General features: G+C 51.1%; 11 protein-coding genes. 4 read left to right on the forward strand and 7 right to left on the reverse strand.

The genetic code is table 11. The features are described 5' to 3' along the window. Positions 1 to 8 precede the first annotated feature (8 nt). Both purA and HMPREF9194_RS01825 read left to right on the forward strand, forming a co-directional pair. Entirely contained in the window at positions 9 to 1,241 is a 1,233-nt protein-coding gene (gene purA / locus HMPREF9194_RS01820; RefSeq protein ID WP_016524658.1) for an adenylosuccinate synthase, read from the forward strand. After that, entirely contained in the window at positions 1,241 to 3,028 is a 1,788-nt protein-coding gene (locus HMPREF9194_RS01825) for an AMP-binding protein (RefSeq protein WP_016524659.1), read from the forward strand. Before purA ends, HMPREF9194_RS01825 begins: the two co-directional genes overlap by 1 nt. A gap of 12 nt (positions 3,029 to 3,040) precedes the next feature. Here HMPREF9194_RS01825 and HMPREF9194_RS01830 read toward each other — a convergent pair whose 3' ends face one another. The 7 genes from HMPREF9194_RS01830 to HMPREF9194_RS01865 all read right to left on the reverse strand — a co-directional run bounded on the left by HMPREF9194_RS01830 (position 3,041) and on the right by HMPREF9194_RS01865 (position 13,117). Further along, entirely contained in the window at positions 3,041 to 4,225 is a 1,185-nt protein-coding gene (locus tag HMPREF9194_RS01830; RefSeq protein ID WP_016524660.1) for a D-alanine--D-alanine ligase family protein, read from the reverse strand. 24 nt (positions 4,226 to 4,249) lie between these two features. Continuing rightward, positions 4,250 to 5,878 (reverse strand): UDP-N-acetylmuramoyl-L-alanyl-D-glutamate--2,6-diaminopimelate ligase, encoded by a 1,629-nt coding sequence (locus tag HMPREF9194_RS01835; RefSeq protein WP_016524661.1) that lies wholly within the window; start codon positions 5,876 to 5,878, stop codon positions 4,250 to 4,252. Positions 5,879 to 5,886: 8 nt separating this feature from the next. Continuing rightward, positions 5,887 to 7,254: a C1 family peptidase gene (locus tag HMPREF9194_RS01840; RefSeq protein ID WP_016524662.1), complete on the reverse strand. Its 1,368-nt coding sequence runs from the start codon at positions 7,252 to 7,254 to the stop codon at positions 5,887 to 5,889. Between the two features lie 174 nt (positions 7,255 to 7,428). Then, positions 7,429 to 9,255: a phosphoenolpyruvate carboxykinase (GTP) gene (locus tag HMPREF9194_RS01845; protein WP_016524664.1), complete on the reverse strand. Its 1,827-nt coding sequence runs from the start codon at positions 9,253 to 9,255 to the stop codon at positions 7,429 to 7,431. Positions 9,256 to 10,080: 825 nt separating this feature from the next. Beyond that, a complete protein-coding gene (locus tag HMPREF9194_RS01855) occupies positions 10,081 to 10,494 on the reverse strand; it encodes a hypothetical protein (protein WP_016524665.1) in 414 nt (137 codons plus the stop codon). Between the two features lie 51 nt (positions 10,495 to 10,545). Further along, positions 10,546 to 11,826 carry a type 2 periplasmic-binding domain-containing protein gene (locus HMPREF9194_RS01860; RefSeq protein WP_016524666.1) on the reverse strand — a complete coding sequence of 427 codons (1,281 nt, stop codon included), beginning with the start codon at positions 11,824 to 11,826 and terminating at the stop codon, positions 10,546 to 10,548. Next, a complete protein-coding gene (locus HMPREF9194_RS01865; protein ID WP_016524667.1) occupies positions 11,819 to 13,117 on the reverse strand; it encodes an aminotransferase class I/II-fold pyridoxal phosphate-dependent enzyme in 1,299 nt (432 codons plus the stop codon). Before HMPREF9194_RS01865 ends, HMPREF9194_RS01860 begins: the two co-directional genes overlap by 8 nt. A 64-nt stretch (positions 13,118 to 13,181) precedes the next feature. Between HMPREF9194_RS01865 and HMPREF9194_RS01870 the strand changes: the two genes are divergently transcribed. Both HMPREF9194_RS01870 and HMPREF9194_RS01875 read left to right on the forward strand, forming a co-directional pair. After that, complete coding sequence (locus tag HMPREF9194_RS01870) at positions 13,182 to 14,198, forward strand: AAA family ATPase (RefSeq protein WP_016524668.1); 1,017 nt, start codon at positions 13,182 to 13,184, stop codon at positions 14,196 to 14,198. A gap of 2 nt (positions 14,199 to 14,200) precedes the next feature. Continuing rightward, positions 14,201 to 15,112, forward strand: coding sequence for a DUF58 domain-containing protein (locus HMPREF9194_RS01875; protein WP_016524669.1), 912 nt, complete (start codon positions 14,201 to 14,203; stop codon positions 15,110 to 15,112).

Raw genomic sequence — 15,112 nt, forward strand, 5'->3', positions numbered from 1 at the left:
CTGCGCGTATGAATACTGTAGTTATCGGCGCTCAATGGGGAGATGAAGGTAAGGGAAAAATAGTCGATTACCTTGCCGCCGAAGCCGACGTGATTGTCCGCTATTCGGGCGGAGCGAATGCCGGCCATACGATTGTCGCGGGCGGAAAGCAATACGCCCTGCACTTGGTTCCTTCGGGAATTTTGTATCCCGGCAAAAAAGTGTATTTGGGAACGGGCATGGTTATAGATCCGGAAGCTCTGTTTGCCGAATTGGCTATGCTTAAAGAACAGGGTGTAGACTGGGAAGGCCGCGTGTTTATTTCCGATCGCGCGCATGTGGTATTCCCGCGTTACCGTGCCGAAGATAAAAAACGGGACAGCGAACGCAAACATCCGATAGGCACTACGGGACGCGGCATAGGCACCGCGTATTCGATGAAGTCGGAGCGCGACGGCATACGTATTGCAGATTTGTTTTGGAAAGAAAAAGCGGCCGAAATGCCGGCCGAAGATACGGCCTTTATCGAACCGTATAAAGATCGGCTTAAAGATATGAAAATCGACATGTGCTCGCACATGTACCGCCTGCGGCAAAGCCGCGTGCTGCTCGAGGGGGCTCAGGGCGCTATGCTCGATTTGGATTCGGGAACATACCCCTACGTATCGTCGGGAATGTCGGGTTCGTCCGGCGCCGCAGTCGGAGCGGGAATCGGGCCGCGCGACATAGACCGCGTGCTCGGCGTGTTTAAAGCGTATTCGACGCGCGTCGGGAACGGCCCCTTACCGACCGAATTCGATGAAGCCAGCCAAAGCGAACTGTACCGCTTTGTGCGCGAAACCGGCCGCGAATACGGTGTTACGACCGGCCGCCCGAGGCGCTGCGGTTATTTGGATTTGGTCGCCCTGCGCTATGCGTGCCGCGTTAATTCGGTTTCCGATTTGGTGCTCACCCATCTCGATATTTACGACAGCCTTGATACAATCGAAGCGTGCATTGCTTACGATATTGACGGAAGCATCGTAACCGATTTTCCCGCCGACATAGGTGCTTTAAATCGGGCTAAACCCGTACTCGAAAAATTCAAAGGCTGGAAAACCGTTTTAAAGAACTGCCGCTCGTTTTCGGAACTTCCGAAAGAAGCCGCCTCTTATATATCGTTTATCGAAGATTATTGCGATACTCCCGTAAACATTGTGTCGGTCGGCTATGAGCGCGCCGAAACGCTTATGCGTATCGAATCTTTTGCGCGGAGCCGTTAATGGTAACCGTATACGATTTAGGTTCTTACACTTTTCCGGCGCTTTTTAAGCACTCGGTTTCCTGTTTTAAAGACCGTCCCGCATTATCGTTTGCAAACGGCAAGCCGCTTACCTATGCCCAAATCGAAGGGCTTGTTGCGCACATGGCGCGCGTGTTATATCGCATCGGCATACGGCAGGGCGCAAAGGTTGCCGTATACGGGGCAAGTTCGCCGAATTGGGGCGCATCTTATTTTGCGATAGTCAATTCCGGGGCGATCGCCGTTCCGCTTTTGCCCGATTTTACTTCAGGCGAAGTTCAAACCATTCTTACTCATGCGGGCGTTTCGACGATTATCGTTTCCGAAAAACTGAAGGTAAAGCTCGACGCAATTCCTTCCGCACAGGTGCAAAACATCATACGCATGGAAGACTTTTGCGTTTTGCGCGAAAACGGCAAAGACCTTGTGCAATCGACCCTTACCGGCAATGACAAAAACGCCGGCGCGGACCTTTCGAGCCCGCTGTCCGTTTCCGCTTCGGTTTGTGCCGCCGCTTCCGAGGACGGGGAGCCGCTGCCGGAAGTTGCGGTAAAAGAAGACGACATCGCATCGATAATTTATACCTCGGGAACCACCGGCCGCTCAAAGGGCGTCGTACTCACGCATAAAAATCTCGTGTTCACGGCCATCCAGTGTCAAACCGTCCACCGCGTAAACAAGATGGACAAGTGCCTGTCCTTTTTGCCGCTGTCGCATGTGTACGAGTTTACGATCGGCTTTGTGATGCAGTTTTTAAACGGGGCTTGCGTGTATTATTTGGAACGGGCGCCGGCAATATCGACCCTGCTGCCGGCATTCAAAAAGGTGCGGCCGACCGTTGTTTTAAGCGTCCCGATGATTATGGAAAAAATCTATAAAAATAAGGTGGTGCCGACTTTTACGAAAAGCGAGCTTTTACGCAGATTGTACCGCAAGCGTTTTTTTCAAAAGATATTTCATCGCATCGCGGGATCTTCCCTTAAAAAACTGTTCGGCGGCCGGCTTAAGTTTTTCGGCATCGGCGGCGCAAAGATAGATCCCGCCGTAGAAATTTTTATGAAAGATGCGAAATTCCCGTACGCCGTCGGCTACGGACTTACCGAAACATCGCCGCTGCTTGCAGGCTCGAATCCCGGCAACACGGTTCCCGGAACCATCGGCCCGATACTTCAAGGTGTCGAGCTTACAATTTTGGATCCCGATCCCGAAAGCGGTGTCGGCGAAGTTATTGCACGCGGCGAAAACGTTATGCGAGGTTATTACAACGAAAGCGCTTTAACGCAAGCGGCTTTTACTACGGAAGAAGATTCCTGCGGGCCCGGCTGGTTTAAGACGGGCGATTTGGGAAAGCTGCACAACGGTATGTGGCTTTCGCTCAAAGGCCGATTGAAAAACATGATTTTAGGTTCCGGCGGCGAAAATATTTATCCCGAAGATATCGAGTTTGTGCTTAACCAGCACCCCGACGTTGTCGAATCGCTGGTTGTTGAAGATGAGGACGGTCTTGTCGCCCTCGTCCAGCTCGACGAAGAAAAGCTGAAAAGCCGCGGCCTTTTAAGTTCCGTCGGCCAAGCGGTCGAAGACATCAAAGAAGGTCTTTTATACAAGCAGGAGGAAATACTTTCCGAAATAAAATATTTTGTAAACAATAAGGTAAACCGTTTTTCAAAGGTCGGCTCGGTAAAGCCGGTAACATCGTTCGAAAAAACCGCGAGTCAAAAAATCAAGCGTTATTTGTACAACCTGCGCGGCAGCAAAAAAAAATGATAGCGTGTACGTTTATGTAAAACTTGTTTTAAGCGCGCGGCGTTTTTTAAAGCGGTCTAAGCCCTGTTCCAAAAGCAGTTCTATCAGCCGGTCGTACGGGAGGCCCGATTGTTCGCACATTTTGGGGAACATGCTTATCGGCGTAAAACCGGGCATGGTGTTTATTTCGTTCAAATACAGTTTGCCGCTTTTTTTATCGATAAAAAAATCGACGCGCGCAAGGCCGCTGCAGTCCAAGGCCGCGTATGCGCGTTCGGCCATCGCCTGTACTTCTGTACGCTGTTCGGCCGTTATCGGAGCGGGAATTAAAAGACGCGCGCCGTTCGGGTCGGTATATTTTGCTTCGTAATCGTAAAAGCCGTGAGTCGGCGCGATTTCACCCGGCTCGTAGGAGCATACGGCGCTTGCTTTTTCGGCGCCGCTTCCACAGGATGCGCTTCCGCAGGATAGGCTGTCGCCGGTAACGGAACATTCGATTTCGCGCGCATCGATGCATTCTTCAATCAATATTTTTTCGTCCCATAAAAACGCTTCGTGCACGGCACGCTCGAACTCTTTTCGATTGCCCGCCTTCGCCGCGCCGACCGAGCTTCCCGCACTGGAGGGCTTTACGAACAAAGGATAGCCGAAGCGTTTTTCCGCCTCGTCCAATTTTTTTTGCAGCGTTTCGTCTTCAAGCGCTCTCTTTTTTATGCACGCGAACGGCACAACCGGAAGTCCTTCATAGGCCCAAATTTTTTTTGCTTGCGCTTTGTCCATCGCAATCGCGCTGCTTGCTACGGAACAGCCGCAGTAGGGAAGTTCGGCCATTTCCAAAAGCCCCTGCACAAGCCCGTCTTCGCCGTACGAACCGTGTAAAACGGGAAAAACTATATCGACCGCAAGTTTCTTCGCCTGTTTTGCGCCGTCTTTGTTTGTGTCGATTTGACCGATTTGCAGGGCTCGCTCGGTGCCACCTCCGGGCACGAGACTGACGATACGCGATGAGTCCTGCGCGATTTTGAGTACCGCATTCGTATCGCGGACGACGCGCTCTGCTTCGCTTTCGTCCTGCACATACCAAACGCCGTCTTTTGCAATTCCGATAAGAACGAGCGAGTGTTTTGTGCGGTCGATGCGGCGCACAACCGAAGATGCGGATACAAGGGATACTTCATGTTCGCCGCTTTTTCCGCCGAATAATACTGCAACAGTCATAATAAACCTCTGAATCGTAATGCCTTAGTTTTCTCCGAAGCCCATTTCGGCCAAAGCCGTTTCGGCTTCGCGCGTTTCGTCATAGGGAACGGTTTTATTTTTATAGATGATGGAATTTTCGTGCGACTTTCCCAAAAGCAATACCGCGTCGTCTTTTTGCGCCAAAGAAAACGCTTTGCGGATTGCCTGCGGCCGGTCGGGAATTAAAAAAAGATTTTTACCGCGCGTCATGCCCTCGCAGCCCTGTGCAATCATTTCGAGCAGTTCCATGGAATCTTCGCCGCGCGGATCTTCGTCGGTTAAAATAACGATATCGCTGTATTCGGACGCGATTTTGCCTTGGAGCGGCCGCTTTTGCGTGTCACGCTCTCCGCCGGAACCGAACACGCTGATAATGCGCCCCTTTGTTTTTTTGCGCATCGGCGGAAATACAATCATAAACGACGAGGGCGTGTGTGCATAGTCTATAAATACGTCGAAGTTTTGCCCCTTTGTTATACGGCACATGCGGCCCTTGACGGGTGTAAGCGACCGCGCCGAGCGGGCAAGCTCTTCGCCCGGTATTCCCGTTATGCCGGATACGATAATCAGCGCGGCGGTAATATTGCATGCGTTAAAGGAACCCGCAACGGGCGCGTTCACACTGATTGCCGTTTCGCCTTTTTTAAGCGTAAAACCTATGCCGTGCCGCGTTTCTTCAAGGTTTTCTATCGCGTATAGGCCGGCTTTGAACAAAGCCTCATCCGGCTCTTGCGATTTTGCGGACGTTTGCAGTATGTCCGGCGGAATAAAACCGGCGACCGGAAAGCCGGAGGCGGCCTGCACAAAATACTGCGCGGCCGGATCCGCGGCATTGACAACGGCAACCGGTTCGATTGTGCGTTCGGTGTTCAAAATAAATTTTTCGTGAGCGTGCCGCGCAAGGTTTCTGAATAAATTGGCTTTATCGCTTTTATATTGTTCGTACGTGCCGTGAAATTCCAAGTGTTCGTGATTGACATTCATCATAGCCGCGGCGTCGAAAGGAACGTCGCCGAGTCTGTTTGTTTTTACCGAAAGGCCGTGGGACGACGCTTCGATAACGGCGTATTCGCAGCCGTTTTGAACCATGTTATACAAATATTCCTGTACGATCGGCGCTTCCGGAGTGGTTTGATGCTCGCTGTTGTCGCAGGCTTCGCCGCCGAAGGAATGCTGCACGGTTGAAATAAAGCCCGCTTTTTTGCCGGCAAAGCGCAAAAGCTGCCAGCAAAAAAAGACTGTAGTGCTTTTCCCTTCGGTTCCCGTTACGCCCGCAACGCAGAGCTTGTTGCCCGGATAGTCGTAAAAGGCTGCCGACAGGGGCGACATCGCAAAACGGCTGTCCGGCGTGTGAACCAGTACCGTTTTATGAGCTTTTGCGGCCGCAACCGCCGCATCCGGCAGCCGTCCCTCGTATACGACCGCACGGGCTCCCGCGGCGATCGCTTTTTCGGCAAACTCGTTTCCGTGAACGTGAATGCCGGGCAGCGCAAAAAAAAGCGAACCTTCCCGCACGTGCCGCGAATCGAAGGCAAGCGACTCGATGACGGGATCGTTTTCGGGGTGCATCGTTATCGTATAGGCAAGAGAATGCGCGCAGGGCTCAAGAAATGCCGAAAGTCTTTTCTTCATACCGCATTTTACCTTCTTGCCAAGCTGCCCATCGGATCCCAAGGTTCAAGTTCTATGGGGCTTTGTGTGAAAAGTTCGCGCTGCGCTTTGGTCAGGTATTTTTTATTGACGACGATTTGATAGGTGAATTGATCGAACCATTCGTCGCTCATTACCCAAAAGCCTTCTTTGCCCACATCTTTGCCCCAGCTGTTTTGCACGCGCCAGCGGTCGGCTTTGCCGTTTTCGTCAAGGTTGACTCCCGTAAAGGTCATCGCGTGCGTCATTAAACTTTCGCGGTAATCCAAGCGCTGTTCTTTGGTAAGCGGGAAGCCGGTATCGAATAAAAGGTCGGGACGCAGTGCGTTCATCGACAACAAGCCTTCGGTTTTTAAAAACCACTGCTGAACGTCGCTTCCGAACCACACGGCTTCTCCCGCTTTCATTTGGGCTACGGCGGCTTTTTTTAAGTCTTCAATCGGAAGATTCAAATAGATAACGGGTGTTCCGCCCGCGACATTGCCCAAATACTTTACCGTATAGGTTTTGCCGAAGGGTTTGTCCTTTGTCGGCGCGTTGATGAGGCTTACGTAATCGTCCAATTTCATGTCCACGTAATCGGCAAAAAATTGCTGCGGGGTTGAACGGATACGGATAAATTTATCGTCTTTGTCGCGCGTTTCCCACGTAAAGGATGCCGGCGGTTTGCCTAACGATATGCACAGCATGCGGTAGACTTCGTTCATCATCGCCTGTTTGCGGGAGCGCAGTTCGCGGATGCTTTTGCCCGACCGGTGTTCCTCGCGCAGCGTGCAGGCGTATTCGCGCAGCTTGAGCGTCAAGTATTTTGTCAAGTCTTTGGTAGCCGACGAATCGAAGCTTTCGTTCATCGCGTCTTTGGGAATAACGCCGTATTTTTTTATTAAGTCGGCAAACATCGACCATTGTCCGCCGTCGGCGACGGGCGCTTCAAGCAAAAAGTGCAAAAGCCGGCCGTTAAGCGGTTCGTCGAGCGTGGCTAAAATGTTTTCCAAAAACCAGTTCGACTTTTCCAATTTATCCCAAAACAGCGGATAGCTTTGCGACAGTTCCATGTTTTTAAGCTTCAGCTTTTTCATAACTTTTAAACGCATAACGTTGAGCGCCGCGAACATCCAGCAGCGGCCGGATTGTTTTTGGTCGGTTATGTCGCCGGAGTCTATGGAAACCGAAAAGTTGTTTTGCATGCTGCGGTTTTCTTTGTAATCGATGCAGCTTGCGGCAATACCGTTTTTTACCGCACCGTTCATCGCAAGCGTATATGCCCTTTCCGCGTCGAAATCGCGCTCAAAGGCGGCAAGCGTTTGTGATGAGAGTTCGGTAAACGCTTCGGAAAAGATGGGTTGTATTTTATTCATGGAGTCATCATAGCGTTCGGAGTAAAAATGGTCAATGCGGGTTCGTATAATCCGGGAATACACAAAAGCCGAAAAATCCGTAAAAAAAAGCCGAATCCGTCAAAAAGCATACCGCTTTTTGACAGACCCGGCTCTTTGTTCTCATTCCCGCCTTAATGCGGACGGGAAAAGTTTTTACATCTTTTTCAAATTGTTTTCCAAAACGTCCAACTGGGCGGCCAATTCTTTGGGCAAGTGGCTGCCGAATTTCGGATAGTGGTTTGCGCGGATGTCCGCGATTTCTTTTTTCCAGCCTTCTTTATCGACCGAAGTGATTTCTTTCATTGCCGCGGCGCTGATTTTAAGACCGTCGGTGTTGATCGCGCCTTCTTTGGGCATATAGCCGATGGCGGTGTCCACGTAGTTGTCTTTGCCGTCGCAGCGGTCGAATACCCACGCCAATACGCGGCTGTTTTCGCCGTAGCCGGGCCAAATGAAGTTGCCGTCGGCATCTTTGCGGAACCAGTTAACGTAGAAGATTTTGGGCAATTTGTCCGCGCTCGATTTTTTGCCGATGTTGATCCAGTGCTGGAAGTAGTCACCCATGTTGTAGCCGCAGAAGGGCAGCATGGCAAAAGGATCGCGGCGCACTTGTCCGACTTGATCGGAAATAACGGCTGCCGTAACTTCCGAGCCGACAATCGAACCGAGGAATACGCCGTGGTTCCAATCGCGTGCCTGGTGTACCAGCGGAATCGTCGAGGGGCGGCGTCCGCCGAACAAAAATGCGGAAATCGGCACGCCTTTGGGATCTTCCCATTCTTTTGCAATGCACGGGCACTGTTTTGCCGGAGCCGTAAAGCGCGCGTTCGGGTGAGCAAATTCTTCGCCTTTGGGGCTCTTGTCGGTGGGCAGCGCATCGCGGGTATTGCCCTTCCAGTCAACCAATTTGCCTTTGGCGGGGTAGCCGATTTGTTCCCACCACACATCGCCGTCTTCGGTGAGTGCGCAGTTGGTGAAGATGCTGTTCTTTTTGCACGATTCCATCGCGTTTTTGTTGGAATGTTCCGATGTTCCGGGAGCGACGCCGAAGAATCCCGCTTCAGGGTTAATCGCGTACAATCTGCCGTCCGAACCGAATTTCATCCATGCGATGTCGTCGCCGACCGTTTCAACCTTCCATCCGGGAATCGAAGGAATGAGCATAGCCAAGTTCGTTTTACCGCATGCCGAGGGGAAAGCGCCGGTAACGTATTTTACCTTGCCTTCGGGGTTGGTCAGTTTTAAGATGAGCATGTGCTCGGCAAGCCAGCCTTCGTCGCGCGCCAAAACCGATGCGATGCGAAGCGCAAAGCACTTTTTGCCCAGCAACGCGTTTCCGCCGTAGCCGGAACCGTACGACCAGATAAGCCGTTCTTCCGGGAACTGCGAAATGTATTTGTGTTCCATATCGGCGCAGGGCCAAATGCCGTTGTCCGATTCGCCCTTTGCAAGCGGCTTTCCGACCGAGTGCAGACAGGGAACGAATTCGCCCGTTTTATTGATGATGTCCAAAACGGCGGTTCCGACGCGGGTCATAATATCCATATTGCAGACAACGTATGCCGAATCGGTTAATTCAATACCGTTTTTGGCGATGCCGGAACCGACCGGCCCCATTGAAAACGGAATAACATACATCGTGCGGCCTTTCATGCAGCCGGTGTACAAGCCTTTCATCGTGGCTTTTAATTCGGTCGGGTCGATCCAGTTGTTTGTGGGACCGGCGTCTTCTTTTTTCCGGCTTGCGATATAGGTACGCGCTTCAACGCGTGCAACGTCCGAAGGCAGAGAACGGAACAAAAAGCTGTTCGGTTTTTTCTTAAGCGGAATTGCCAAACCCGCATCAACGGCAAGTTTCATAAGGCGATCGTATTCTTCCTTGGAGCCGTCGCATACGTATACGCTGTCCGGCTGGCACATTTTTACACATTCATCCACCCAAGCGCGTGCTTTCGGGTTTTTGATCTCATCTATTTTCATATAAACTCCTATTAAAAACTTTTGCAGGGGATGTGGATTCCCGAAAAAGTTTTTAGCGGCGCTTTCACAAACATCCGTTGAGAAAGCGCAATCGATATGCGGGTTTGCAACGCAAATCCGGGATAAAACAAAGCGGCGGCATTGCGGACGTTTTGTTTTATCGCTACTCCTTTGTCCGGCGGCGAGCCGTATTTTATATAATTGATAAAAACTTACGCCGTATCGGTAAAACTATAGCGTATTTTGCCGATCGTTACAAGAGGAAAAGGAAAGAGGAAATAAGCAAAATAATGCATACGGCAATGCCTCTGCCCGCATGCGGCGCGGTTACGTTTTTAGAGCAAAATCACGTTTCAAAACCGAACAGGAGGTTCGGTTTTGAATTCGAGTTTTAGGCACAAGCCTAAAACTCGCACACATACAACTTGTCTGGCGTCCTGACAGAACTAAATCACTCATATCTTATCCTGCTGGGGGATTGTATCGACATGGATGTCGGAAGAGCTTTAAATATGCGAGTTTATGCATCGCATAAACTCGAAGAAAGAATTGTACAGGCAGTACAATTCTTTCTCACCTCGCGGCAGGGCAGTGCCGGTGCGTCAGTCTTTGTTTATTTCACTTCAACCATCGCATACATAGAACTTTAAGTTCGCAATTCTGAAGAATTGCTCATACTTTATATTGGATTTACAATTGTCAGCTGTAAGAAGGGGTTTCCAAAGGGGTGTCCCCTTTGGCAGTGCGGGAAGGAGAGAGGGTTTTAGGGAGAGAGGAAACCCTGCTCTGAACGGGGTTTCCTCTCTCCCTGGATAAATCGGGCTTTTATGCGCTGATTGAAAAAAGAACGGCGGTTTTGTTTGCCGGGGCGCCGCCTAAAGCGTAGGGGTTTGATTTTGCAATGCCGACGATGTTTTGTATGCGGCTTTGATAGTCCCGTATAAGATTGTCGATTTGGTTGTCGGTCAGCTGCGACGTGTCCGCAGCGGGGGCGGAGCCTTTTTTGATGCCCGCCAAACGCTCGATGAGCGCGTTTAAAATGCTTATTTTGCTTATGTTGACGCCGCTTTGGCCTTTTCCGGCGGCAACGCCCGCAACGTGTTTGAATTGGCTGTAGCCGACGAGGGCGGGCGCTACGGGAACGTATAGTTTTCCCGCCGCGGATGAGACGGACGACACGGCGGCAAAGCTGTAGCGCGATTGCGCGATACCGTTTAAATCACCGAGTGTGCTGATCATATCTCCTCCTGTTTTAATTATCGGAAGAAAAAATAATCAGTTAAATGAATTTTAATACAGGCGGCGTTTCCATTCGGCCGTGAACTGGTCGATTGTTTTTCCGTGCAGCGGATTGCTTGCGTTCGCTTCGGCAAGCAAATACGGCAGAATGACGTTCGCTTTTATTTGGTTCCAGTTCGTCGGCAAAATATTCGGCACCGAAAGATAGTCGGCTGCCGGCAGATTGCCCAGCAGTTCGGGATAAAAAATCGGGAAGATGCGTTCGTTTACGCTGCGTACGGACGAAAATCCGCCGGAAATGCCGAATGTCCGCGTATATAAATTCAGGCTCGACCGCCATTCGAGCATGGCTTTTTGATTCGTCGCGTTCATAAACCAAATGATAAAAAGTTCGGCGGCGGCGGAATTTTTTGCGTATTTGTACATTCCCATCGAAATCATATCGTCTTCGACGGGGAGCATTTCGTCTTTTCGAATCCAGCGGAAATCCACGTCCTGCAGTTTTTCGGGCGCCGTACCGAACAGCGTGTCGCTGGTAATGTAAGCGAACAGGCAGTGTTTTTCGGTTACCCATTTTATGTGCGGATTGTACAGATATTTAAACTGATAATCGTCTTCGGCCGCTGCGGACGTGTTTATACTTGTTGTCCATGAGCGAAGGTAATCGACGGTTTTATCGAGCGCGCTTTGGTTCCATGCGAACGAACTCCGCTGCCTTGAAGATTCGGAAAAATCGGCTCCGTTCAGCTTGGCCGTTTGGTATAAAAATTCGGGGATCCAGCGCGGGGCAAAACCCATCGACGTGTATACGCCTTTTGCATTTTGTTTATTCAGCAGAGCGCCCGCATCGCGTATTTGGTCGGGACTCAGCATGTAATTGTCGGGAATCAGGTCGGTGTAATCGGTCGAAAAAATGAGCGCGCCCAAATTGAAGCTGACCGGCAAAAGGTATTGCTTGCCGTTGACGTTTCCCGGTTTTAAAAGCTGCGGATAAAATATTGCGCGTTTTAAAAGCTGGTCGTCGAACAGGTAATCGAGCGGCAAAAAGTTGGCGCGCAGCCGTCTGTTTTTAAGCCACGGGCCGACGATGATGTCGGGCAGCCGTTCGTCTTTTGCCGGCGGTAAAGATTCCAGCGGATTTTCTTTGTAGACGACAAGCACTTTTACCTTTTCGCTCGATGCGTTGAATAATTCGGCATAGGTAACGAATTCGCTTTGGTTCGTCCATAAAACGACCGGATCTTCGTATGCGCCGTTTGCGCCCTTGCACGATACAAACAAAACACAGACAATGGCGCACGCGAAGACGCACGCACGCACAATCTTATTCATTTGCCAAATCCTCGGCGGCTTTGTATACGGCTTCGTACACGCCGGTTACGGTATTTTCGTCGAGACTCGAAAATGCGATGCGCAGCGTTTCGTTGTCGATTGCGATTGTGCCGATACCGTATTCGGAAAGGAGCTTGCGCCGAAGAATTTCGGCACTGACCGTTTTACAGCGCAAACTCATAAAATAGCCCGAATTGAACGGCAGCGGTTCGAGCACGGGATGGTTCGGTTTTGCGTCGACAAAGGCGCGCACTTTGCGGTAGCGTTTTTCGAGCATGGCGCGGAAAACGTTTTTTTCGCTTTCCAATTCGGGACTTTCGATCGCCTTTATCATAATGGACTGCGCGGGCGTCGATGCGCATGAAACCGAAGATCGGATAATTCCCGTTATTTTTTTCGAAAGCGCTTCGTAATGCGTCTCGGTTAAGCCCTTGCCGGCAAAGGTTAAAAAACCGGTGCGGAAGCCCCAAATATAGTCTTCCTTGGTCGGGCCGTCTATTTTAACGGCGACAACGCGTTCGTGAATGTCGGCCAAAAAAGCGAACAGCGACTCGGTTTCGACGTCTTTTTCGTAATTGAGCCCGAAATACGCATCATCGCACCACACCATAACGTACGCGCCTTTTTCGGCCGCTCCGCGGATAATCGAACAGATTTCCTTCGCTTCGGATCTTGTCGGAGAATAGCCCGAAGGATTTTGCGGAAAGTTGAGCAAAACGCGTATTTTGCCCATTTTGCTTTCTTCGTTCATAACGGCGCGAAACGCGTCGAGGTTAAAGCCGCTGCCGGAAAACATCGGAAACTGCAAAAACTGCGCATTGCGCCGCGCTTTTATAATAAGGGCGTAATTGTCCCACGAAGGGTCTCCGGCAAGCAACACATCGTTTTCCGATATAAAAAGATCGCACAAATACGAAACGCCCGCCGTAAGGCCCGGCACAACGACCGGCAGCGAAAAGGTTTTCCCTTTAAGCGTGGGGTTTTTTTCGATGATTTTTTGTTTCCACAGTTCGCGCAGTTTCGGAATACCCGCAGTCGGCGCATAGGCGACCGCTTCGTCCGCCGTTAAAAAAGGCAAGTGCTTTTGCACGGACGGAAGCGTTACGGCTTTTCCTTTCACGCATGCCATACCGATTGTGCCGTTCGCTTTGTAAGCCGAAGCCTTTGCTTCCGCGCTTTGGGCGATGATTCCTTTCGGAAAATAAATTCTGCGCCCCAAATCGGAAAGCAGACAGCCCAAACTGGTGCCGTCGAGTACGGTATTTAATTCTTGTGCTAATGCGTGTATCATGATATGGTATAATATGCGACGCGGGCAACTGTGTCAATGAAAAAACAAAGTTAAGGAATAAAATATGGCTGACGGAACCAAGGGTACGGAAAAAAATCAAAAGGAATTCGAGCGCTGCCGCTCGATAATCGAAAACTGCCGCATTGAAGCCGCAAAGCGGATTGTTGGCCAAACGCATGTTATAGACGGCATTTTGACGGCCCTCATCGCCGGCGGTCATATTTTGCTTGAAGGCGTTCCGGGTTTGGCAAAAACGCTGGCGGTAAAAACCTTTGCCGATATGTCCGGCCTCTCTTTTAAGCGCATTCAGTTTACGCCCGATCTTTTGCCCGCCGACGTAACGGGTACGCTTATTTACGAACAGGGCGCCGGACGCTTTTCGGTGCGCAAGGGGCCGGTATTTACGAATTTGCTTTTGGCGGACGAAATAAACCGTTCGCCCGCAAAAGTGCAGTCGGCCCTGCTCGAAGCTATGGGCGAATATCAGGTTACGATCGGCGAACAAAGCTTTGAACTTCCCAAGCCCTTTTTCGTTATGGCGACGCAAAACCCGATAGATCAGGAAGGAACGTACAATTTACCCGAAGCCGAACTCGACCGCTTTTTGCTTAAAATCCTGCTGAATTATCCGTCGGGCGAAGAAGAACAGCGCATCGTAAAAAGCGGCGGCCGGCTTGAAGAAGTGCCCGTCGCGCGCGTTTTCGATGCCGAATCGATCGAATTGTGCCGTTCGCTTTTGGACGACGTTACCGTTACCGACGACATTGTGCGCTACATCGTGTCGATTGTAAACGTAACCCGCCCCGACAAAGACAAAAAGAACACCGGCTCGGCTTCCGGCTCCGCCGTGCTTAAATATCTTTCGTTCGGCGCTTCTCCGCGCGCAAGCATCGCTTTGAACCGCTGCGCAAAGGTGCGTGCGCTTTTTGCCGGCCGTTCCTTCGTTTTGCCCGAAGACGTTAAAGCGGCCGCGCCGGACGTGCTGCGCCATCGTTTGATTTTATCGTACGAAGCGGCCGCAGACAATGTAAGCGCCGACGACTTAATCGAAAAAATCCTTTCGCTGATGCCGGTGCCTTGATTATGAAAAGTCCCGACGGAAAGCCGCAAAACGGAAAACCGCAAAATACCGGCGCCCTTGCCGAAAAAGCGCGCCTGCTTCATCTTCGCGCGCGCACGCTTTCGGACAGTTTTCATTCGGGTTCTTCGCGTTCTTTTTACAAGGGGCGCGGCGCCGATTTTGCCGGCGTGCGCGAATACCTGTGGGGCGACGATGTGCGTTCCATAGACTGGAACGTAACCGCGCGCATGGGAAAGCCCTTTATAAAACTGTTCGAAGAAAACCGCGAACTTATCCTCTTTTTGGTTGTCGATATGTCCGCTTCGATGGACGGCGGTGCCGAAGGCAAAAGCCGCCTCGACACGGCTGCGGAAACGGCTTCGCTTTTAATTCTTTCGTCGCTGTACAACGCGGGCCCCGTCGGCGCCGTTTTTTTTGACGGAGAAATCCTTTTTTCGGCGGCCCCCAAAAACAAAAAAGATCACGCAATGCTTTTGTTTACCAAAGTGAATGCCGTTCCGCCGCGGGAAAAAGAAGGCACCGCTCTGGCTCAAGCGTTGCGCGGCGCGTCAAAACTTTTAAAAAACCGTTCTCTCGTCGCCGTTATTTCGGACTTCCGCTGCGGCGGCTACGAAGAAGAACTTGCCCTGCTGAGCCACAAGCATGAAACGGTCGGCATTCATATAAGCGATCCGTTCGACGAAGAAATCCCTTCGTGCGGCGGACTTCCCGTTTCGGATACGGAAAGCGGCATGCGCACGGTTTTGCCGACGTCTTCCGAACCGTTTAAGCGCGAATGGAAAAATTTCCACCGGCGGCATACCGAACGCCTGCAAAGCGTTTTTTTGCGACGCGGCGCTTCGTATATGAATATTTCCGTAAAAGACGATCCGCTTTATGAGCTTATGCGCTTTTTTTCGTCGAGGGATTGGTAG

This window comes from Treponema maltophilum ATCC 51939 (genome assembly GCF_000413055.1).
GTDB lineage: Bacteria > Spirochaetota > Spirochaetia > Treponematales > Treponemataceae > Treponema_C > Treponema_C maltophilum.